The 20,759-nt window shown below is 69.3% G+C and carries 16 protein-coding genes; 9 read left to right on the top strand and 7 right to left on the bottom strand.

Going from position 1 to position 20,759, the window contains the following annotated elements; translation table 11 throughout:
* Positions 1-23: 23 nt before the first annotated feature.
* The 3 genes from VFX14_24450 to VFX14_24440 form a co-directional block, all read right to left on the bottom strand.
* A complete protein-coding gene (locus VFX14_24450; GenBank protein ID HEU5192845.1) occupies positions 24-1,430 on the bottom strand; it encodes an acetamidase/formamidase family protein in 1,407 nt (468 codons plus the stop codon).
* A 210-nt stretch (positions 1,431-1,640) separates the two neighbouring features.
* Positions 1,641-2,555, bottom strand: coding sequence for an integrase core domain-containing protein (locus VFX14_24445; GenBank protein ID HEU5192844.1), 915 nt, complete (start codon positions 2,553-2,555; stop codon positions 1,641-1,643).
* 111 nt (positions 2,556-2,666) lie between these two features.
* Positions 2,667-4,151, bottom strand: coding sequence for an amidohydrolase family protein (locus tag VFX14_24440; GenBank protein HEU5192843.1), 1,485 nt, complete (start codon positions 4,149-4,151; stop codon positions 2,667-2,669).
* Positions 4,152-4,199: 48 nt separating this feature from the next.
* Here VFX14_24440 and VFX14_24435 point away from each other — a divergent pair, with 48 nt between their 5' ends.
* The 5 genes from VFX14_24435 to VFX14_24415 all read left to right on the top strand — a co-directional run bounded on the left by VFX14_24435 (position 4,200) and on the right by VFX14_24415 (position 9,196).
* A complete protein-coding gene (locus VFX14_24435; protein HEU5192842.1) occupies positions 4,200-5,069 on the top strand; it encodes an acyl-CoA thioesterase domain-containing protein in 870 nt (289 codons plus the stop codon).
* Positions 5,066-6,691 carry an AMP-binding protein gene (locus VFX14_24430; protein HEU5192841.1) on the top strand — a complete coding sequence of 542 codons (1,626 nt, stop codon included), beginning with the start codon at positions 5,066-5,068 and terminating at the stop codon, positions 6,689-6,691. The genes VFX14_24435 and VFX14_24430 overlap by 4 nt, the downstream gene beginning before the upstream one ends.
* Positions 6,692-6,711: 20 nt before the next feature.
* Positions 6,712-7,455, top strand: a complete 744-nt coding sequence (locus VFX14_24425) for a glucose 1-dehydrogenase (GenBank protein ID HEU5192840.1) — start codon at positions 6,712-6,714, stop codon at positions 7,453-7,455.
* Positions 7,456-7,610: 155 nt separating this feature from the next.
* A complete protein-coding gene (locus VFX14_24420) occupies positions 7,611-8,048 on the top strand; it encodes a universal stress protein (protein HEU5192839.1) in 438 nt (145 codons plus the stop codon).
* An 89-nt stretch (positions 8,049-8,137) separates the two neighbouring features.
* The gene (locus VFX14_24415; protein HEU5192838.1) at positions 8,138-9,196 is read left to right on the top strand and encodes an adenylate/guanylate cyclase domain-containing protein; all 1,059 of its coding nucleotides are present in this window, start codon (positions 8,138-8,140) and stop codon (positions 9,194-9,196) included.
* A gap of 281 nt (positions 9,197-9,477) precedes the next feature.
* On the opposite strand, the gene VFX14_24410 is transcribed toward VFX14_24415, so the two are convergent.
* Positions 9,478-10,479, bottom strand: a complete 1,002-nt coding sequence (locus VFX14_24410) for a flippase-like domain-containing protein (GenBank protein ID HEU5192837.1) — start codon at positions 10,477-10,479, stop codon at positions 9,478-9,480.
* 133 nt (positions 10,480-10,612) lie between these two features.
* Here VFX14_24410 and VFX14_24405 point away from each other — a divergent pair, with 133 nt between their 5' ends.
* The 4 genes from VFX14_24405 to VFX14_24390 all read left to right on the top strand — a co-directional run bounded on the left by VFX14_24405 (position 10,613) and on the right by VFX14_24390 (position 15,693).
* Positions 10,613-11,761, top strand: coding sequence for a zinc-binding dehydrogenase (locus tag VFX14_24405; GenBank protein HEU5192836.1), 1,149 nt, complete (start codon positions 10,613-10,615; stop codon positions 11,759-11,761).
* Positions 11,762-12,272: 511 nt separating this feature from the next.
* Positions 12,273-14,354, top strand: a complete 2,082-nt coding sequence (locus tag VFX14_24400) for an acetate--CoA ligase family protein (protein HEU5192835.1) — start codon at positions 12,273-12,275, stop codon at positions 14,352-14,354.
* Between the two features lie 8 nt (positions 14,355-14,362).
* Positions 14,363-15,181, top strand: a complete 819-nt coding sequence (locus VFX14_24395; protein ID HEU5192834.1) for an enoyl-CoA hydratase/isomerase family protein — start codon at positions 14,363-14,365, stop codon at positions 15,179-15,181.
* The gene (locus VFX14_24390) at positions 15,154-15,693 is read left to right on the top strand and encodes a DUF1810 family protein (GenBank protein HEU5192833.1); all 540 of its coding nucleotides are present in this window, start codon (positions 15,154-15,156) and stop codon (positions 15,691-15,693) included. Before VFX14_24395 ends, VFX14_24390 begins: the two co-directional genes overlap by 28 nt.
* Here VFX14_24390 and VFX14_24385 read toward each other — a convergent pair.
* Genes VFX14_24385 through VFX14_24375 form a run of 3 tightly spaced genes read right to left on the bottom strand, consistent with a single transcriptional unit; the run spans position 15,656 to position 20,723 of the window.
* Positions 15,656-18,820 (bottom strand): efflux RND transporter permease subunit, encoded by a 3,165-nt coding sequence (locus VFX14_24385; GenBank protein ID HEU5192832.1) that lies wholly within the window; start codon positions 18,818-18,820, stop codon positions 15,656-15,658. The two genes, VFX14_24390 and VFX14_24385, sit on opposite strands and share 38 nt — an antisense overlap.
* Entirely contained in the window at positions 18,817-20,073 is a 1,257-nt protein-coding gene (locus VFX14_24380) for an efflux RND transporter periplasmic adaptor subunit (protein ID HEU5192831.1), read from the bottom strand. Before VFX14_24380 ends, VFX14_24385 begins: the two co-directional genes overlap by 4 nt.
* Entirely contained in the window at positions 20,073-20,723 is a 651-nt protein-coding gene (locus VFX14_24375; GenBank protein ID HEU5192830.1) for a TetR family transcriptional regulator, read from the bottom strand. The genes VFX14_24380 and VFX14_24375 overlap by 1 nt, the downstream gene beginning before the upstream one ends.
* Positions 20,724-20,759 lie beyond the last annotated feature (36 nt).

Here is a 20,759-nt window from a genome sequence, read left to right as displayed (position 1 = left end):
CGAGGAGAGAACGGCAGGACGGACTATTCGCCGGCGAAGAGCGCCTTCTTGATGATCGCGTGCACGCCCCAGTTACCGTCCACGACCTGGGTGATGCCGAAATCCGCGCCGACCGACAGGAGCGAGTTCGCCTCGTCCTCCGACAGGCCGCGGGTGTTCATGAGGAAATGGCGCGCCTTCCTGAAGGCGTCCTGCATGGCGAGGTCCACCGAGGATTTCGAGTAGATGTCCGACTGCGCCTTCGCCCCGAGATCGGTGAGGTACTTGGGATAGCTGAAGCCGTGCAGCACCCACTCGTCCTGGGTCTCGAGCAGCGGGTACTCGAGGCCGGCCAGCGCGGTGCCCGCCAGCGTGTCCTTCTTCCGGAGGATGAGCTGGAAGGTGCCGGTGAGCGAGCACTCGATGGCGGTGCCGCAGAGCTCGGAGTCGCCCTGGGAAGCGTGCGGGTCACCGGCCGAGAGCAGCGCACCCGGCACCGCGACCGGGTAGTACATGGTCGCCCCCTTGCCGATGCGCCAGTCGTCGATGTTGCCCCCCACGTAGTTGGGCGGGATCGAGTCCACGTAGTCGGCCTCGCTCGGCGCCAGCCCGAGCACGCCGAAGTGGGGGCGGATCGGGACGCGGATGTTCTTCAGGATGCCGTGCCGCTCTTGCACGGTCTTGTGGTCCACGGGCACGCCGGGATAGTCGATGATCTTGTGAACCACGCCGAAGGGGTCCGTCTGCGGCGTCCACTGGAAATTGTACACGCCCTTCGCCCAGTTGCGCTCGCCAGTGGCGTCGACCTCGTAGATGGTGATCACCTCGCGGGGCTTGGGGTCGGTCTCGAGCAGCTTGTAGTGGAATCCCCACCACGCGGCGGCGTTGCTGCCGAACGCCTTGCCCTTGTACAGAGGATTGGCGCACGGCCGCGGCTTCACGTCGACGATACGCACCTCGAGGATGTCGCCCGGCATGGCGCCGCGGACCGCCACCGGACCCGTGCAGATGTGGACGCCGAGGCCTTCGCCGGCCCCGCGGCCGAACAGCGTGGGATTCATGGGCCCGGCGCCGCGCCGGTCCACGTTCTTCCCGTTACGGTCCCAGTGGTAGATGCTCTCCACGCCGGGGTCGCCCTTCACCATCCGGTCCGCGTCGTCATTGGCGTGATGCGTGATGGTCTCGAGCGTGACGTAGTCGCCCGAGCTCACCTCGACCTGGGGCTTGAGGAGCTTGCTGAAGTAGCCCCAGTGCACCGTCTTGTCGGTGGCCGGGACATAGTAGTGATTGGTCGTGCCGGGCACGCGGCCGGGCTGAGCCTGGGCGCTCGTCACCGACGAGAGCTGGGCGCCGACGGCGGAGGCGGCCAGGCCACCCACCGCCACCACGCCCTTCAGGAAGTCCCGACGTCCATTCCCTGCTTCGTCAGTGATTCGCTCGTCCGTCGACATGGCAGACTCCTCCGCGAAAGAAGGTTGGGGGTGGTGTCGCTGGCCGGTCGGAGTATCCCTCCCGCTACGCTCGCCTTCGAGGCACCGCCACGACGCGGCCCCACCATAGTGGGGCCGCATCCCCAGGTCAAGCCCGGATGTGGCGTGTGTAGGGTCTCGTCAAGATTGACCCCCGGGTTCGGGTGTCGAGTGTACGCAGACACGAGACGCCTAGGCTGCCCGCACGGGTGGTCGAAGCGCGGCAAGTTTTTCGGCCGGTGTGCGGCCCTCAAGGGCCAGCGAGAAGCGTTGATAGTTGTACCTGGTCTCCCAGCCCTGAAGGGCGGCACTGGCCGCCTCGAAGCTCGCGAACGGTTGTCGGCCCCAGAACTCCTCCTGATCGATCCGATGGCTCCGCTCGACTTTGCCGTTCTGTTGCGGCCGGCGGGGCCGAATGTACCGGTGGCGGATCCCGGCGGCTTCGACCCCCAGGACGAAGGCGAAGGAGAACTCTTGCCCATGATCACACTGCAGCCGTTTGATGGGGAACGGGAAGGCCTGCCGAAGCTCGGCGAGGAAGGCGAGACTCGAGCGGTGATGCAAACGTCGGTAGAGCCGCAGGACGCGGAAGCGCGTACAGTCGTCCAGGGCCGTGTACTGAAACGCCCAGCGGCCCGCGATCTGCACGTATTTCACGTCGACCTGAATCGACTCGCCCGGTTCCGCTTTCTCGAAGAGCTTCATCTGGCGGGGTTCCCGCTTGCGGGTCCGCCGCAGGCGGGGCAGCCCCATGTCCCGAAACACTCGCTGAATGGTGCCCATTGCGAGCCGGACCCCGTGCACGCGCTGCAGCCAGAGCCGCGCGCGCGCCGCCCCGTAGCCGAGCTCCTGGCGCGCTTGGCGGATCAGCTCGACGGCCGCGGGCGGCACCCGTCGCGCCCGGTGCCGGGGATAGGCCGGCACCAGCCCCTCGACGCCGCCGCGCCGCCAGCGCTTCCGCCACCGCCGAATCGTCCGAGCACTCAAGCCGTAGTGGCGCCCCGCGGCGGCGGGCCCGTGCTGCCACGCATACTCTAGAACGAGCAGGCGATACCGAACCCGCGTCCGATACTGCGGCCGCACCTTCACATCGCTAAGCTTGATCATGGTCCCCCCTCCGGTCGGACGGCCTGGAAACGCCTGGCTGCCCATCAAAGCAAAGGAGGTCAATCTTGAGTAGATACTTCAGCCCGGATGTGGCGTGCGGCGGGAGGAACCCTAGCTCGTCACCCACCCGTACCAGCGATGACTGGGCTGCCGCCCGTCGTCGAGGTACGCCATCTTGATGCGGGAGAGGTAGTCCGTCGGGATCTCGTTCCTCTTGGCGTTCACGTCGACGCCAAAGAGGCGCGCGGCGTTGAGGCCGAAGATCTGCTCCTTGACCGCGCGGGTGAGCGGCGCGTAGCCATGCTGGTCGATGAGGGTCTGCGGAATCTCGAAGCGGCGGAAGGCCTCGATCTGCCATTGGGGAGTCCCGTACCAGATGGAGTCGGTGCCCCAGAGCACGTGATCCGCGCCGAAGGCGTCGATGGCCTGGCCGAGGAGGTGGGCGCACGCGGTGGGGTTGTACGTGACGAGCTGGCCGAAGGTCGAGCCCAGCTCCATGTACGTGTTCTTGAGCGCGGGCTGCTTCTTCCGCATCTGGCAGAACTCCGTGGTCCAGGGAATGTCCGGCCCCTGGCCGACGCCCGCCACCGACTGCAGGCCGGCGTGATACGCGATGAAGTCCAGATCGGGGAAGTCGCGCGCGGCCTTGATCATGTCGCGCGGATGGTTGTAGTCGGCGACCGGACCCAGCGGCAGGCCCTTGTGGATGCAGATGCGCTTGACCCCGAGCTTCCGCGACCGCTCCAGCATCGGATAGGCGATCTTCTCGTCGTCCACGAACCAGCCGTGGCTGAACCCTTGGGGCGCGGCGCCCGTGTAGCCCTTCCACGCGTCCACCTTTAGCGTCTGCGCCTGCTGGTCCATGAAGTCGAGATCGGCCTGGCCGAGCTGGGGCGTGATGAGCCCGTGCGCGAGCATGCGGCGCGACTGCGTCACGCGGTTGATCTCGTCGCGGATGTGCGTCATTTCCTTGGGGGGCACCACCGCTTCCTGCGGATAGGGGCCCGGCGGCGTGGAGATGAGGCCGATGGCGGTCTCGCTGTCGAGGAACACCTCCTTCACCATGTTGGACCAGGACAGATCGGCGAAGGTGCCGGTGTCGCCGGCAAGCTTGGGGTTGAGGCGCTTCGAGTTGCGGCGGAGGCCCAGCAGCGCCCCCTTGGGGACGCCTCCCCGCCGGCCCGCGTCGCCAGCGGGATCGTAGGCCGAACCCACGTAGTGGAGCTGTAGGTCGAAGATGAAGTAGGGCGCCCCCGCGCGCTCCTGGAAGGCCGCGGCCTCCGCCGCCTCCACCGGCAGCACGTCGAAGAAGCGCCCGTACACCGCGTTCATGGCGAGCAGCGCGGTGGCCATGCCGCCGCCGGTGCGCAGGAAGTCGCGGCGGGAGAGGCCGAGCCGCGGCGCCATCCGCCCCGCGTCGGCGAGGATGCGATGCTCGACCTGCGCCTGCTCCGGTGTCTGCGGCAGGGGCGGGAATTCTTCGTTGGAGACGAGACGCGTGGGCAATGGGGTCTCGGTCGCGAGGCCCTGCCGCATGCCGGGACGGAGACGGAAGGCGAAGGGGTTGGCGGCATCGAGTGGGTGGCGCGTGGGCATGGGCAGCTCCTCCTCTCGCTCGGCCCAGTATAATGCTGCCCCGTGGCCATGGACCCTCTCGCCTCGCTGCTCGAAGGGCTCACGCTGACCCGCCTCGACGAGGATCGCTTCGAGGGTCGGGCTATCGAGCGCACGCGGCCGCGCATGTTCGGCGGGGACCTCCTCGCCCAGGCCCTTGTCGCCGGGGGAATGACCGCGACGGATCGGCGCTGCCACAGTCTCCACGTGAGCTTCCTGGCGCCGGGCGATCCGATGGCCCCCATCGAGTACCGCGTGCGCCGGCTGCGCGACGGCCGGCGTTTCGCCCAGCGGCAGCTCTCCGCGTGGCAGGGGGATCGCGAGATCCTGGTGGCGACGGCGTCCTTCACGGCGGAGCCGCCCCCGAGCCACGTGCATCAGCACGAGGCCATGCCGGAAGTGCCCGGGCCGGAGGGCCTGGCCTCCGAGCTCGATCAGCGCAAGGCCGAGGTCGATAGGCTGCGGCCGGAAGATCGTCCGTGGCTCCTCACCGAGCGCGCGGTCGAGGTTCGGCAGGTGAATCCCGTGCCCATCGTCGATCCGCCGAAGGTCCCGCCCGTGGCCCATACCTGGATACGCGCGGTGGGCCGCCTGCCGGAGGATCCCCTGCTCCACGAGGCAACGTTCGCGTATGCATGCGACATGACGCTGCTCGATATCACCTGCTATCCCCTTGGCCTCGCATGGCTCGACCCGCAGGTCGAGCAGGCGAGCCTCGACCATGGGATGTGGTTTCACCGATTTTTTCGGATGGACCATTGGTTACTTTACGTGCAGCAGTCGCCGGTGGCAGCGGAGGGCCGCGCGCTCGCGCGCGGGAGTCTCTTCACGCGCGACGGCACGCTCGTGGCCTCGGTGGTCCAGGAGGGCGTCTCGCGCCTACGCGGAGGCACGGCATGAGCTTCGGCGGCGCCGCGACGGTGTTCGAGGCGTTCATGGCCACCGCGACGACGTCGCCCGACAACGCCTTCCTCTGCGCGCCGCCCGCGCCGGGCCGCGCCTACCATCCGGACGGCGTGGAGTACACCTACGCGCAGACGCGCGCGGAGGTGCTGGGGCTCCGCGACGCGTACGCCGCCGCCGGCTACGGTCATGGACATCGCGTGGCGCTGCTGCTCGAGAACCGGCCCGAGATGTTCTTCCACTATCTCGCGCTGAACGCTCTCGGCGCGGGCATCGTGCCGGTGAACCCCGACTACCGTCACGACGAGCTGGCCTATCAGATGGACCACTCCGAGGCGGATCTGGCGGTCTCGGTCTCGGAGCGGGTGGTCACGCTGGAGGCGGTGGCCCGGGAGCGCGCCAAGCCGCTGCCGGTGGTGAGCACCGCGGCCTGGCCGGCCGCGCTGCCGAAGGCCGGCGCGGCGACGCGCACCGGCGCGCCCACCCTCGAGACGGAGTGCGCGCTGCTCTACACCTCGGGGACGACGGGCCGGCCCAAGGGCTGTGTGCTGTCGAACTTCTACATGCTCAACGGGGGCGCCTGGTATCGCGACCTCGGTGGGCGGCTCGCGGTCGAGCACGGGCGCGAGCGCATCCTGAATCCTCTGCCGCTCTTTCACATGAACTGTCTCGGTATCACCGGAACTTGCGTAGTCCTCACCGCGAGCTGCCTGATCCTCCCCGAGCGCTTCAGCCCGCGTCGCTGGTGGCCTGATGTGGTGACGACGCGCGCGACGGCCATCCACTATCTGGGCGTGATGCCGCCGCTGCTGCTCAACCAGGCACCCTCCCCCGAGGAGCGGGCGCATCGCGTGCGCTTCGGACTGGGCGCCGGCGTCGAGCCTCAGCTCCACGAGGCTTTCGAGAAGCGCTTCGGCTTCCCATTGGTGGAAGTGTGGGGCATGACGGAGACAGGCCGCATCTACGCGGACCGCGAGGAGCCACGGCAGATCCACACCCGCGCGTTCGGCCGCCCGCACGGCGGCTTCGAGGCGCGCGTGGTCGACGACGCGGATCGCGAGCTGCCACGTGGCGCCGACGGCGAGCTCCTCGTGCGCTGGGGCGGCGCTGAGGGCCCGCGCCACGGATTCTTCTCGGGCTATCTCAAGGACCCGAGAGCGACCGACGAGGCCTGGCGAGGTGGCTGGTTCCACACCGGCGATACAGTCCGACAAGAGCCCGATGGCATGCTGATCTTCGTGGACCGCAAGAAGAACATCATCCGCCGCTCGGGCGAGAACGTCGCCGCCGCCGAGGTGGAAGCCGTGCTGCAGGCCCACGAGGCGGTCGCGCAGGTGGCGGTGCTGGCGGTGCCGGACGAGGTGCGCGAGGAAGAAGTCATGGCCTGCGTGGTGGCCATGCCGGGCGTGAAGGCGGACGCGGCGCTCGGGGGGGCGCTGATGGACTGGAGCCTCGCGCGCCTCGCCTACTTCAAGGCGCCGGGCTGGATCCTGTTCGTGGAGCGCCTCCCGACCACGGGGACGCAGAAGGTACAGAAGACGCAGATCTTTCCCAAGGACGAGGACCCGCGCCGCCGGCCCGGAGTGCTCGACCTGCGGGAGCGCAAGAAGCGTAGCTGACGAGAGAAAGGGAGCGAGCCATGAGACTCCAAGGGAAGGTCGCGCTGATCACGGGCGCGGCGAGCGGCATGGGCAAGAGCGAGGCGGAGATCTTCGCCGGGGAAGGCGCCAAGGTCGTCGTCGCCGACGTGCTGGACGCGGAGGGCAAGGCGGTGGCCGACGGCATCGGCGCCAACGCGCGCTACGTGCATCTCGACGTGACGAGCGAGCCCGCGTGGGAGCAGGTCATCGCCACCACCGTCGCGCAATTCGGCAAGCTCGACATCCTCGTGAACAATGCCGGCATCAGCGGCACATTCGACCCCGACATCATGAGCACGTCCGCCTGGGACAAGCTGATGGATGTGAACGCCAAGGGCGTGTTCCTCGGCATGAAGTCGGCGCTGCCGGTGATGGTCAAGGCGGGCGCGGGGTCCATCGTGAACATCTCGTCGGTCTCAGGCTTCGTGGCCCAGCTCGGGCTTCACATGGGCTACAACGCCTCCAAGGGCGCAGTGCGGCTCATGACCAAGTCCGCAGCGGTGCAGTACGCGCGAAAGGGCATTCGCGTGAACTCCGTCCATCCGGGCGTGCTGCCGGCCATGCGCACCTCGAAGGCGCTCGCCGACCCCAACTACCGCGAGAAGATGCTCGCCGCCGTCCCCATGGGCCGCATGGGACGCGTCGAGGAGGTCGCCTACGCGGTGCTCTTCCTCGCCTCCGACGAGGCTTCGTACATCACCGGCACCGAGTTGGTCGTCGACGGCGGCTGGCTCGCGATGTAGGGGCCTGAGGCACTGGGGCGCCAGCGCCCCAGCGCCGGCGGCCGCCCCCGCCCCAGCGCAGCGCCGAGCCGATTCAAGCTCTTGATTTCACTACACTTCAGAGCTGGCACGAATGATGCCGAAAGATTCCGTTAGCGAGCAGAGAGGAGGGAGCCATGTACAAGCACATCCTGCTTCCGACCGACGGTTCTGCGCTCTCCACCAGGGCGATCGAAGGGGCGATGGGTCTCGCCAAAGCCCTGGGGGCGAAGGTCACCGGAGTGACGGTCTCGGCGGGCTTCCACACCTTCGCTCTCGACCCCCTGATGGTCAGCGACACGGCCGAGCAATACAAGAAGGACTGCGAGGAGCGCGCCGAGAGGTTCCTCGGCGTCGTCACCGCCGCCGCGAACGCAGCCCGGGTCCCGTGCGACGTAGAGCACGTGATCGCCGACCATCCGTACGAAGGGATCATCGCCACCGCGATGAGCAAAGGATGCGACCTGATCTACATGGCGTCGCACGGACGGAAGGGCGTCTCGGCCGTGGTTCTCGGCAGCGAGACTCACAAGGTGCTGACGCACGCCAAGCTCCCCGTTCTCGTGACCCGCTGAACACGATTACGAGGAGGTGACGGCCGGGGTACCCGCCCGGGGGGTACCCCGTTTGACACCCCGGAAGCGGCGCGGCTACGCTGGAGCTCGTGCCGTCCCGCCGTTCCGCTCGATCGATCGTCGCGACGCTCTGGATCACGGGCGGCTGGATCGCGGCGGCTCTGCTCGTGCACTGGATCGTGCGGCGCGTGCCGACCCACGCCGCCCGCGAGCTGGGCGCGGCCGCGACGGGCGCGGCCATCGGCCTCGGCAGCGCGTGGTTCGAGTTGCGCGTGATCCCCCGCGTGGTGCGCTCGCTCACCGTGGGCGGGCTTCTTCTTCTCCGCACGTTCTTCTATGTCATCCTCTGCGCCCTCGCCATACACGCCGTCACCATGCCCGTGCTGGGCCTCTCCGAGCACGGCGGGCTCCTCGGCTACTACACGTCGCCGGAGTATCGATCGTTCGTGTTCGGCAGCCGCTTCGTCCTGGCACTGGTGATCCTCACGCTGACCAGCTTCGTCATCAACTTCGTGCGCCAGCTGAACCGCATGCTCGGCCCGGGCACGCTGACGAGCCTCCTCCTCGGTCGCTACCATCGCCCGGTCGCCGAAGAGCGGATCTTCATGTTCCTCGACCTGAACAACTCCACCGCCATCGCCGCCGCGCTGGGCCCACTACGGTTCAACGACTTCAAGAACGATTTCTTCCACGATCTGGCCGACCCCGTCCTGGAGACCCGGGGCCAGATCTATCAGTACGTCGGCGACGAGGCGGTGATCACGTGGACGGTGGACAAGGGGCTCCGCCAGGGCAACTGCCTCCGCTGCGTCTTTCTCGTGAACGAGCGCGTCCACGAGCAGAAGGACCGCTACCTGGCCCGCTACGGAATGGTGCCCGAGTTCAAGGCGGGGCTTCACGGTGGCCCCGTGGTCACTGCGGAGATCGGCGACATCAAGAAGGACATCGTCCACAGCGGCGACACCGTCAACACCGCGGCCAGAATCGAGGCGCAGTGCCGACCGCTGGAGCGCCGCGTGCTCGTGTCGGAGGCGTTGCTCAAGCAGTGCCAGGTGCCTGCCGAGCTCGAGCTCGAGGACATGGGCGCGCGAGAGCTGCGGGGCAAGGACGAGGCGCTTCGGCACTACAGCGTGCGGGCCCGCGGCTAGGCCCAGAGGATCCGCGCGTGGCCCCCCAGCCGATCACCCCCGGCAGCAGGGCGAGCACATCCTCCGCCGAGACCACCAGCTCCTCGTGCCGCGTCCCACAGCGAGCGGAACCCACCGTGAACGTGCGGATGCCCGGCCGCTGGCGGACGGCGGTGGCCGTCACTGGGGTCGAGCGATGCCGCCGCTGATCAGGCATCCCAGCGGCACGTCGCTGACGAGGCGCGACCGCATCGCCTCGTCGACCTGCGCTGATCCGGAGCCAACCGCGATGCCGCACACGGTCAGGCCTCGCGCTCGAGGATGGCGGGCGCGGGAGGCGGGTAACCCGCCGTGCCCTGTAGGCTCGCGAGAGCCACGTAGCCGAGTCCCGCCCAGACCGCCTGGCGGAGCCGCCGCACCACGGTGAAGGCCAGGCCGACGGGGGCCCCCAGGCCGAGCGCGACGAAGGCCGCCACGTGTCCCGCTTCCTGCACGCCCGCCCGGGCGGGAATCATGAAGGCGGCGAAGGCGATGGTCGCCTCGACCGACTCCACCACCAGCGCGGTGGCGAGCGAGACGGGCAGATTCAACGCGCGCATGATGAGCCACCCCTCCAGCATCCCGACGCTCCACCCGGCGAGGTGCCAGAACACGGAGAGGGCGAGGCGCCCGGGCACGCGACGATAGAAGGCGGCGAGCTCCCGATCGATGCGGGGGAGCACGCCCGCGGGACCCCCGGTGCGCGTCACGCCGACACGCTCGAGGACGCGTCCAATCGCGCCCGCCGCGCCGAGCGCCTGCACGGTCACGAAACCCGCCACGGCGAGGCAGATGACGCTGACCATCCACCGCATGCCGCGCAGGAGCTCCGAGCCGGCGGGCAGCGTCTGCACGGCGGCGAGCAACCCCATCAGCACGAACAGGGCTTGTCCGATCGTGAGCGTGGTCTTGGCGACGACCACGGACGGCACGCTTTCGGAGAGTGGGGCATAGGCCCGAATCAGCCAGGCCTTGACGGGCTCGCCCCCGAGGGAGGCGAGGGGCGTGGTGACATTGACCGCTTCGCCGGCCAGGCGCGCCCGGACGAGGATGCCGAACGGGACGCGGTCACGCCGGAACGCGTAGCGCCAACCGAGCCCGTCGCACGTCACCATCAGGCACGCCGGGAAGAGGATCAGCAGCGGAAGCGTCCACGACAGCTTCGCGATGGCCGACAGGACCGGGGCCAGGCCGATCCGCTGAAAGAGCGCGAAGACCAGGAGCATGCCGAGCATGAACAGGACGAAGCGTATGAGTCGTCCCATGGGAAGGAGGCCTCCCGTTCGAGAGGATACCCCCGGCACCGCGATGTCAAGTCGGCCCCGGCCGTTTGACACCTTTGCCCCCACAGGCTCATCATCCAGGCAGCCGCCAGAGACACCCGCAAAGGAGCCCCTCATGACTACGGCCACCGTGCCCGCCACCGGCCTTCAGCTCCGCACTCTCGTGAAGAAGGACGGCACGCTCGAGCTCTCGCTCACGAGCGTGCCCACGCCCGAGCCGAAGCCGGAGGAAGTCATCGTCCGGATGGAAGCCTCGCCCATCAATCCCTCCGACCAGGGCCTCCTCTTCGCGGGCGCGGACATGAGCGCCGCGAAAGCGTCCGGCACATCACAGAGTCCCGTGGTGACGGCGACCGTTCCGGCGGCGGCGCTCAAGGGGCTCGCCGGGCGCTTCGATCAGCCGCTCCCGGTGGGCAACGAGGGCGCCGGCGTCGTCGTGAAGGCGGGCGCGTCACCCGCGGCGCAGGCGCTGCTGGGCAAGACCGTCGCGATTCTCGGCGGCTCGATGTACACGCAATACCGCTGTATCAAAGCGGTGCAGTGCCTGGTGCTGCCGCCGGGCACGACGCCGGCGGAAGGGGCGTCCTGCTTCGTCAATCCCCTCACCGCACTCGGCATGGTGGAGACCATGCGCGCGGAAGGCCACAAGGCGCTCGTGCACACCGCGGCGGCCTCCAATCTCGGGCAGATGCTCCAGAAGATCTGCCTCAAGGACAAGGTGCCGCTGGTGAACATCGTCCGGAAGCCGGAGTCGGCGGATGTGCTGAAGAAGATAGGGGCCACCTACGTCTGCGTGTCGAGCGCGCCCACCTTCATGGACGACCTCACCGAGGCGCTCGTGGCGACCGGGGCCACCATCGGCTTCGACGCGACGGGTGGCGGGCCCTTGGCCGGCCAGATCCTCACCGCCATGGAGATCGCCGCCAATCGCACCGCCAAGGAGTACAGCCGCTACGGCTCCACCGTGCACAAGCAGGTCTACATCTACGGCGGACTCGACCGGACACCCACCACGTTCACGCGCGCGTTCGGCATGGCGTGGGGGATTGGCGGCTGGCTTCTCACGCCCTTCCTCCAGAAGATCGGCTTCGAGGCGGCCCAGAAGCTCCGCGAGCGGGTGGCCGCGGAGGTCAAGACCACGTTCGCGAGCCACTACACGAAGGAGGTGTCGCTCGCGGGCGCGCTCGATCTGAAGGAGATCGCCGTCTACGGCCAGATGGGGACGGGCGCGAAGTACCTGATCAACCCCAACAAGGGGTTGTGAGGCGGCCCGCCGGCGCTACGACGCTGCGACGCCCAGCAGCTCGCCGATGAGGAACGTCACGGCGGAAGCCATCGCGACGATCAGGAGCTGGCGGAGCGCCGAGGCGGCCACGCGCCCGTTGGAGAGATAGCCGAGCGTGCCGCCCAGCCGCTGCGCGTGAGCGGGCCGCGGATCACCGCACGCTCACGCGCTGGGCCATGGCCTGGTGCTCTTCCTCGAGGAGGCGCTCGAGTAGCTCGACTTGGGCGCGCATCGAGACGTACTCCCCCGCGGCCATCGCCCGTCGTTGATGCCCAGCACCGCGGCCGGGCCGCCCCACTTTGCGCCTGGACCGCCCGCTGGCGGCGTTCGGTAGCCGCCGGCTCGGCGTCGAGGGACTCGCTGATGGGGCCCGATTATACCGCGAGTCTGCGTTTGACAGGCGGCCGCGGGCGCGGCATCATGCGCCGGCACCCGCGAGGAGGATCCGGCCATCGACCTCGACGCGCTCCTCAAGCCTCGCTCCGTCGCCGTGCTCGGCGCCTCCGAGCGGCCGTCGGTCGGCCGCATCATCGTCGAGAACCTCCAGCGCATCGGGTTCCCCGGCGACATCTACCCGATCAATCCACGCTATGAGACGCTGCTCGGGCTCCGCTGCTATCCCGCCATCGAAGCGTTGCCGGTGGGCGTCGACGTGCTCGCGTTCTGCGTCAACCACGAGCGCGTCATCGACGGGCTGCGCGCGGGGGCAGCCCGGGGCATTCGCGCCGGCGTGGCGTTCGACGCGGGATTTGCCGAGAGCGATGACGCCGGCAAGCGGCGCCAGGAGGAGCTGGTCGCGATCTGCCGCGAGGCGGGCATTGCCTTCTGCGGGCCCAACTGCATGGGCGTGATCAGCCCGCACGAGCGGAGCCTGGTCTACCTGAACCCTCTGCGCGACCCGGCGGGGCTTCCCGGCAATGTCGGACTGATTTCCCAGAGCGGCTCCATCGCCATCGGGCTCCTGGCTGATTGTCGCCGCTTCGGGTTCAGCCGCGTCATTTCCACGGGCAACGAGGCCATCATCGTGGCCGCCGACGCCCTGGAGTACATGATCGACGATCCGGCCACACACGTCATCGCCATGTTCCTCGAGAGCGTGCGTCAGCCGGAGCGCGTCGTGGCGGCCCTCGATCGCGCCGTCGCGCTCGGCAAGCCGGTGGTGGTCCTGAAGGTGGGCCGGAGCGAGCGCGCCCGGCGCGCCATCACCAGTCACACCGGCGGTCTCGCCGGCGAGTCGCGCGTGTTCGAGGCGGTGCTCCGCGCGCACCGGGCCATCGAGGTCTACGACATGGACGAGCTGACGGAGGTGCTCGCCGCGTGCCAGGGCGCCCGGCGGCCCGCCGGGCGGCGCATCGCCGTGGTGACCAACTCCGGCGGCCACACCGAGCTGATCCTCGACGTGGCCGCGAGCGTGGGGCTCGAGCTGCCGGCGCTCTCGCCCGCCACTCGGGCGGAGGCCGCGCGCGTGATCGGCTCGGTCGCGGGCGACGGCAATCCTCTCGATTCCTGGGGCAACGGCGATTTCCAGGCCAATGTGCCGCATGCCCTGAAGACGCTGGGAGCGGATCCCGACGTCGACGCGGTGGTGTGGTGCACCGACAGCATCGATGACTCGCCCCTGGGCACGGCGGAGCGCTTCATGACCTACGCCCGCCTCCTGGTGGAGGGCGCCAAGGGAGCGAGCAAGCCCTTCTATCTGATGGGCACGCGGGCCGGCATCTTCCGGCGGGATCAACGCGAGCTCCTGAGCCGCGAGGGCATCGCCATGGTCGGCGGCACGCGGCAGGGGCTGCGCGCCATCGATCGGCTGGCCCGCTGGGCGGCGCCGCCTCCCCCGCCGCGTCCCGCGCCGGCGCGGACGTTGCCGACACTGGCGGCCGTGACGCCGCCGGGCACGGCTCGACGGACGATACACGAGCACGACGCCAAGCGCCTGCTCGCCGAGGCCGGGCTGCCGGTGGTGCGCGAGACCCTATGTGCCACGGTCGACGAGGCGGTGAAGGCCGCCGAAGCCATCGGCTATCCGGTCGTCCTCAAGCTCGTGGCCGACGAGGTCCCGCACCGCTCGGAGCTGGGACTGGTGGCCGTCGGCCTGCGGGACACACGCGAGCTGGCCGAGGCCTGGCAACACATGGCGGCCGTTCGCGCGGGGAAGCTCGGCGACATCTCGATTGCGGGCTTCCTCGTCCAGCAGATGGTGCGGGGCGGCGTGGAAGTGCTCGCCGGCGTCACGCACGACGCGGACTTCGGCCCGCTGCTGGCGTTCGGCCTGGGCGGGGTCACGGCGGAGGCCTTCGGCAGCGTGGCGCTCCGCACGCTGCCCCTCCGCGTGGGCGAGGCGGCCGCCATGATCGCGGAGGTGCCCGCGGCGGCGAAGCTGCTGGGTGGCTTCCGCGGCGCGCCGCCGGCGGATGTGGAGCGCCTGGCCGCCTGCCTCGACGCCCTCGCCGATTTCGCCTGGAACGACCGGAGCGCCATCGCCGAGATCGATCTCAACCCCATCAAGGTGCTGCCTCGGGGCCAGGGCTGCGTCGTCGTCGACGCGCTCATCGTCCCGCGGGCGGCGCGCTGAGGACCCCCATGGCCGCGGACCAGCTCGTGCTCTATACCGTGGACGGCAAGGTCGGCGTCGTCACGATCAATCGCCCCGACAAGCTCAACGCGATCAGCCTGGAGCTCAAGCACCTGCTCATCGAGCGGCTCCTCGCCGCCGACGCCGACCCCGCCACCAGCGTGGTGGTGCTGCGTGCGGAGGGGCGCGCGTTCAGCGCCGGCTACGACATCTCCCCCAACCCCGCGCGTGCGGCCCGGCGCGGCAACGCGCTCGCCTGGCACGAGTCGCTCACCGATGACATCCGACTCGAGATGACGCCGTGGGACATGCGCAAGCCGGTGATCGCCTCCGTGCAAGGGCACTGCCTCGGCGGCGGCTGTGAGCTCATGATGCTCTGCGATCTTGCCATCGCCGCGGACGACGCGACCTTCGGCGAGCCCGAGATCCGCTTCTCCAACGTGGGGCCCGGCCTGGTGATGCCGTTCGTGATCGGCCTGCGCCGCGCGCGCGAGATGCTCTACTCGGGCGATCCCATCGACGCGAAGAAGGCCCTCGAGTACGGGATGGTGAACCGCGTCGTCCCCCGCGCCCAGCTCGAGGCGGCGACGCTCAAGTGGGCGCGCCGCCTCGCCCTCATCTCGCCGGAGGCGCTGATGGGGACCAAGCTCGCGACGCGGCGCGGGGCGGAGGCGGCGGGCTTTCGCAATGCGATGCTCGCCGGCCTCGACGTGCTCGCGCCCCTCTACGCCGCGCGCACCGAGGTCGGGATGAAGTTCGACGAGATCCGCGAGAAGGAAGGGCTGGGCGCGGCCCTCAAGTGGCGCGCCGCCCAGTTCGCGGAGTAGCCCTGCCGCGCGGGGCCTCGGGGCTGGCGCGCTTCCACGAGGCCCAGGCCGCGTCGTGGGCCGGCTTCGACGCCGCGCTACGCGAGCTGCGCGACGGGCGGAAGACCGGCCACTGGATCTGGTGGGTGTTCCCGCAGCTCCGGGGCCTCGGGCAATCGCACAACAGCACGTACTACGGGATCGCCGGGCTCGACGAAGCCGCCGACTACCTTCGCGATTCCGTGCTCGGCGAGCGCCTGGTGGAGGCGGCCGGGGTGGTGCGGTCCCACCTGGCCGGCCCACGGCCGCTCGACCTCGAGACCCTGATGGGCGGGATGATCGACGCCCAGAAGCTCGTGTCGTGCATGACCCTGTTCCGCCACGTGGCCCACCGGCTGGGCGGCGAGGGCCCGCCCCCGCGCGTTGCGATCATGGCCGGCCACGCGGAGACGATCCTGGCCGCCGCGGCGGCGCAGGGCTATCCGCCCTGCCGATTTACCGAGGAGTCGATCCGCCGCTCACGGGCCTCGTGACCGCCGGTGCGGCCGGCCCGCTCAGCGGATCGGCAGCGCTCGGCACCATGTCGGGTGCCGAGACGGGACGCCGCCACGCGGCCCGCTCGCGGAAGCGCTCGAGGTAGAGGTAGATCACCGGCGTGATGTAGAGCGTGAGGAGCTGGGAAAGGATCAGGCCGCCGACCACCGCGAGGCCCAGCGACCGCCGCGAGTCGGCGCCGGCGCCGAGCCCCACCGCGATGGGGAGCGTGCCCATGAGGGCGGCCATCGTCGTCATCATGATGGGACGGAAGCGCAGCAGGCAGCCCTGGTAGATCGCCTCCGCGGCCGGCCGGCCGCTCCGCTGGGCGTCGATGGCGAAGTCGATCATCATGATCGCGTTCTTCTTCACGATGCCGACGAGCATGATGATGCCGACGAAGCCGTAGAGGTTCAGCTCCTGGTGGAAGATCAGCAGGGTCAGAAGCGCGCCCACGCCCGCCGACGGCAGGCCGGACAGGATCGTGAGCGGGTGGATGAAGCTCTCGTAGAGGATGCCGAGGATCAGGTAGATCACGATGACGGCGGCGAGCAGCAGGAGCCCGAGCCCCTGCAGCGAGCGCTGGAAGGCCTGCACGGTGCCCTGGAAGCTCGTGCTCAGCGTCGCGGGCACGCGGATCTCACGTTCGACTTTCTGGATTTGCTGTACCGCGTCGCCCAGCGCCACGCCGGGCTGGAGGTTGAACGAGATCGTCACCGCGGGCAGCTGCCCCAGGTGGTTGACGGTGAGCGGGCCCACCGTGCGCGTCAGCTTGGCCACCGTGCCGAGCGGCACCAGCTTGCCCGCGCTCGAGCGGATGTAGAGCGTCCCCAGCGCCGCGGGATCGCGCTGGTACTGCGGCATCAGCTCCATCATCACCCAGTACTGGTTGGTGGGCGTGTAGATCGTCGAGACCTGGGGCGCGCCGAAGGCATTGTTGAGCGCGGCCTCGATCTGGAGCGCGGTGACGCCGAGGGCGGAGGCCTTCTCGCGGTCGATCTCCACCAGCACCTGCGGACTCGAGATCTGGAGGTCGGAGTTGACGTCGAGGAAGCCGGGCAGCCCCTTCAGGCGCTCGAAGAGGATAGGCGACCACTCGTAGAGCCGGCCCAGGTCCGCGTCCTGCAGCGTGTACTGGTACTGGCCTTTGGTGAGGTTGCCGCCGATGCGGATGGTCGGCAGCACCTGGGGATACACGTTCATGCCGGGAATGCCCGAGAGCTTCTTGCGGAGATCCTGCACGATCTCCTCGGCGGGGGGCCGCTGGGACGCGGGCTTGAGCCGCATGAAGATGCGCCCGGTGTTCATGACCACGCTCGAGCCGCTGGCGCCGATGCCGGAGAAGAACGAGTCCACGTAGGGCTGCTGGCGGACGATCTCCGCCGCCTTGACCTGATGCTCCATCATCCCCTCGAACGAGATGTCCTGGGACGCCTCGGTGAACGCGAAGACCTGGCCGGTGTCCTCGTTGGGGATGAAGCCCTTGGGCACGATCACGAAGAGGTAGCCGGTGAGCACCACGGTAGCCACGAAGACCATCAGGGTGAAGCGGGGATGATGCAGCACGGGGGTGAGCGTGCGCTGGTAGAGCCCGAGCATGGCCGAGAACACGCGCTCGGAGGCCGCGTAGACGCGCCCGTGCGACTCGCCCGGCGGGCGCAGGAAGCGGCTGCACGCCATGGGCGTGAGGGTCAGCGACACGATGCCGGACACGATCACCGCCGCCCCGATCACCACCGCGAATTCGTGGAGGAGACGGCCCACGATGCCGCCCATGAACAACACGGGAAGGAACACCGCCGCGAGCGAGGCGGTCATGGAGACGATGGTGAAGCCGATCTCGCGCGCGCCCACGAGGGCCGCCTCCATCCGCGGCATCCCCTCCTCCATGTGGCGCACGATGTTCTCGAGCATGACGATGGCGTCGTCCACGATGAAGCCGACGGCGAGGGTCAGCGCCATCAGGGAGAGGTTGTCGATGGTGTAGCCGAGCACGTACATCACCATGAACGTGCCCACGATCGACATCGGGAGCGCCAGGCTGGGGATGATCGTGGCCGAGAGGTTTCTCAAGAAGAGGAAGATCACGAGCACGACCAGCGCGATGGCCAGCATCAGCGTGAACTGCACGTCGTGCACGGAGGAGCGGATCGAGACCGATCGGTCGTAGAGGGTGTTGAGGCTCACCGCGGCAGGCAGCTGCGCCCGCACCGCCGGCAGCACGCGATTGATCGAGTCCACTACCTCGATGGTGTTGGTGCCGGGCTGCTTCTGGACGGCCAGCACCACCGCGCGCTCGTCGTTGTACCAGGAGGCCACCTTGTCCGTCTGCACCCCGTCGATCACCCGGCCGAGCTGCTCGAGACGCACCGGCGAGCCGTTGCGATACGCCACGATCATCGGCCGGTAGGCGGGAGCGCTGGTAAGCTGGCCGGTGGCCTGGACGCTGAAGGCCTGGTTCGGGCCCCAGAGCGTGCCCGTCGGCATGTTGACGTTGCTGTCGGCGAGGGCCTTCTGCACCTCGTCGATGCCGATGCCGAGCGTGGCCATCTTGCTGGGATCGAGCTGCACGCGCACCGCGTACTTCTGCGAGCCGAAGATCCCCACCTGCGCGACGCCGTTGATGGTGGAGATGCGCTGGGCCAAATTGGTCTGCGCATACTCGTCCACCACATAGAGAGGCAAGGTCGGTGAGCTGACCGCGAGGTAGAGGATGGGCTGGTCCGCCGGGTTCACCTTCTTGTAGGAGGGCGGCGTCGGCATGCCCGGCGGCATCTGGTTCTGGGAGGCCGCGATAGCCGCCTGGACATCCTGCGCCGCCGCGTCGATGTTGCGGTCCAGCGTGAACTGCATGGTGATCTGGGTCGTGCCCAGCGCGCTTGTCGAGGTCATCGAGTCGATGCCCGCGATGGTCGAGAACTGCTTCTCGAGCGGCGTCGCCACCGCGGAGGCCATGGTGTCGGGGCTGGCGCCGGGCAGGCTCGCGGTGACCTGGATGGTCGGGAAGTCGATGTTGGGCAGGTCGCTGACCGGCAGGAGCCGGTACGCCATGATGCCGAAGACGAGGATCCCCGCCATGAGCAGGGTCGTCATGACGGGGCGCCGGATGAAGAGATCGGTGCTCATCCGCCTGCCTTGGCGGGCGCGGGCGCGGCGGGCGCGCCCGGCGGCGGCGCCTTCACGTCCACCCGCGCGCCGGGCACGAGCCGGAGCTGGCCGTCCGTGACCACGCGCTCACCCGGCCGGAGCCCGCTGGTGATCACCAGGTCGCGGCCGTCCGCCGCGCCCGGCACCACCGGCCGCGCCTCCACCGTCTGATCGGCCTTCACCACGAACACGTACTGGCCCTTCTGCCCGCTCTGCACCGCCTGCGACGGGACCACGATCGCGTTGGGCTGGCGCGTGAGGACCAAGGAGACGTTCACGAACTGGCCCGGCCAGAGCGCGTTGTCGTCGTTGGGGAACGTGGCCTTGACCTGGATGGTCCCCGTCGAGGCGTCGACGGTGTTGTTGATGAAGGTGACCTTGCCCCGCGCGACGGTGCCGGGCGCGCCCGGAGGCCGTGCCTCGACCCGGAGCTCGCCGGCGGCCCGGTAATAGCGCTGGATCTCGTCGAGCTGCGCCTCGGGCACCGCGAAGGCGACGTAGATCGGGTGGATCTGGTTGATCACGACCATCGGATTGCCGACGTCGTTGGCCTTGACCACGTTCCCCTGGTGCAGGAGCAGGCTGCCGGTGCGGCCCCCGATGGGCGCGCGGATCTCCGTGTAGGAGAGCTGCACGCGCACGTTCTCCACCGCGGCCTCGTCCGCCCGCACCAGCGCCTTCGCGGTCTCGATCGCCGCCTTGTCCGCGTCGATGGTGGCGCTGAGGCTCCGAACCTTGGTAGCGATCTGGTCGTATTGCTCGCGCGCCACGAAGTCGCCCTCGAGGAGCTTCTTGTACCGCCGCTCGTCGACCTTGGCGTTCTCGAGCTCGGAGGAGTCCTTGGCCAGGACGGCCTGGGTCTGCAACACCGCCGCCTGATGCTGGGCCAGCGTCGCCTGCGCCTGGAGCAGCGACGCCTGAAGCTGGCGCGGATCGATGGTGAAGAGCGGCGCGCCTGCCGCTACCTCCTGCCCCTCGCTGAAGTTCACCTTCAGCACTTCGCCGTTGAGCATCGACAGCACCGAGACGGTCGAGAGCGCCTGCACGTTGCCGATGGCGTTCACCTGCACGGGCACGTCGCGGGCGACGACGTCGGCCACCGTCACCGCCACGCCGGGCGGCGGGCTCTTCGCGGTGGCGGGATCCGCCGCCTTGTCGCAGGCGGCGAGCCCGATGCCGGCGGCGAGGACGCCGGCGATCAGCAGCACCACGGCGAAGCGGCGCGGGCGCATCAGGCGCGCGCTCCCGCCGGCTCGCGCCGGCGCGGCGCCAGGGCCTCGGAGAAGCGGCGCAGGAACTCGGCGCGCTGCTTGCGGAAGGCGGGATCTGCGGGATTCTTGCCGCTCACCATGCGGGTCACCTGCGGAAAGGCGAGGGGGTATGTGAGCACGCCTAGGATGGTGAGGAGGAGATGGCCGGCGTCCAGATCGCCCGGCACCAGCCCGCGGCGCTGGCGCTCGCGCAGATCGGCGAGCGCCCGCCCCAGCGAGGCGCGGCGCTCGTCCTCGCGAATCACGCGCCCATCACCGAGGGCGAGCGCCTCCCACTGGATCAGCCGGATCCAGTCGCTGTCCTCGCACGCCATCTCGAACCAGTAGGCGAGGCTCTCCCCCAGGCCCGCCGGCGCCTCGGTGATCCACCCCGCCCGCTCGCGCAGCTTGCGGTCGAAGATCTCGCGGAAGAGATCCTCCTTGTTCCCGAAGTAGTGGTAGAGCATCCGCTTGTTGGTCCGGGCGCGCCGCGCGATGCGGGCCACGCGCGCGCCGGCGAAGCCCTCGGCCGAGAACTCGGCGAGGGCCGCGGCGAGGATACGGGTGCGGGTGCCTTCGGGATCGCGAGGGTGCGCGACGGGCGAGCGCTTGAGGCGGGTGACGGTCGACATCGGTAGGGACACATAGTAACCATCCGGATACTTTCG

Source organism: Candidatus Methylomirabilota bacterium (assembly GCA_035764725.1).
Taxonomy (GTDB): domain Bacteria; phylum Methylomirabilota; class Methylomirabilia; order Rokubacteriales; family CSP1-6; genus DASRWT01.
This window is presented reverse-complemented; position numbering and strand designations above follow the sequence as displayed.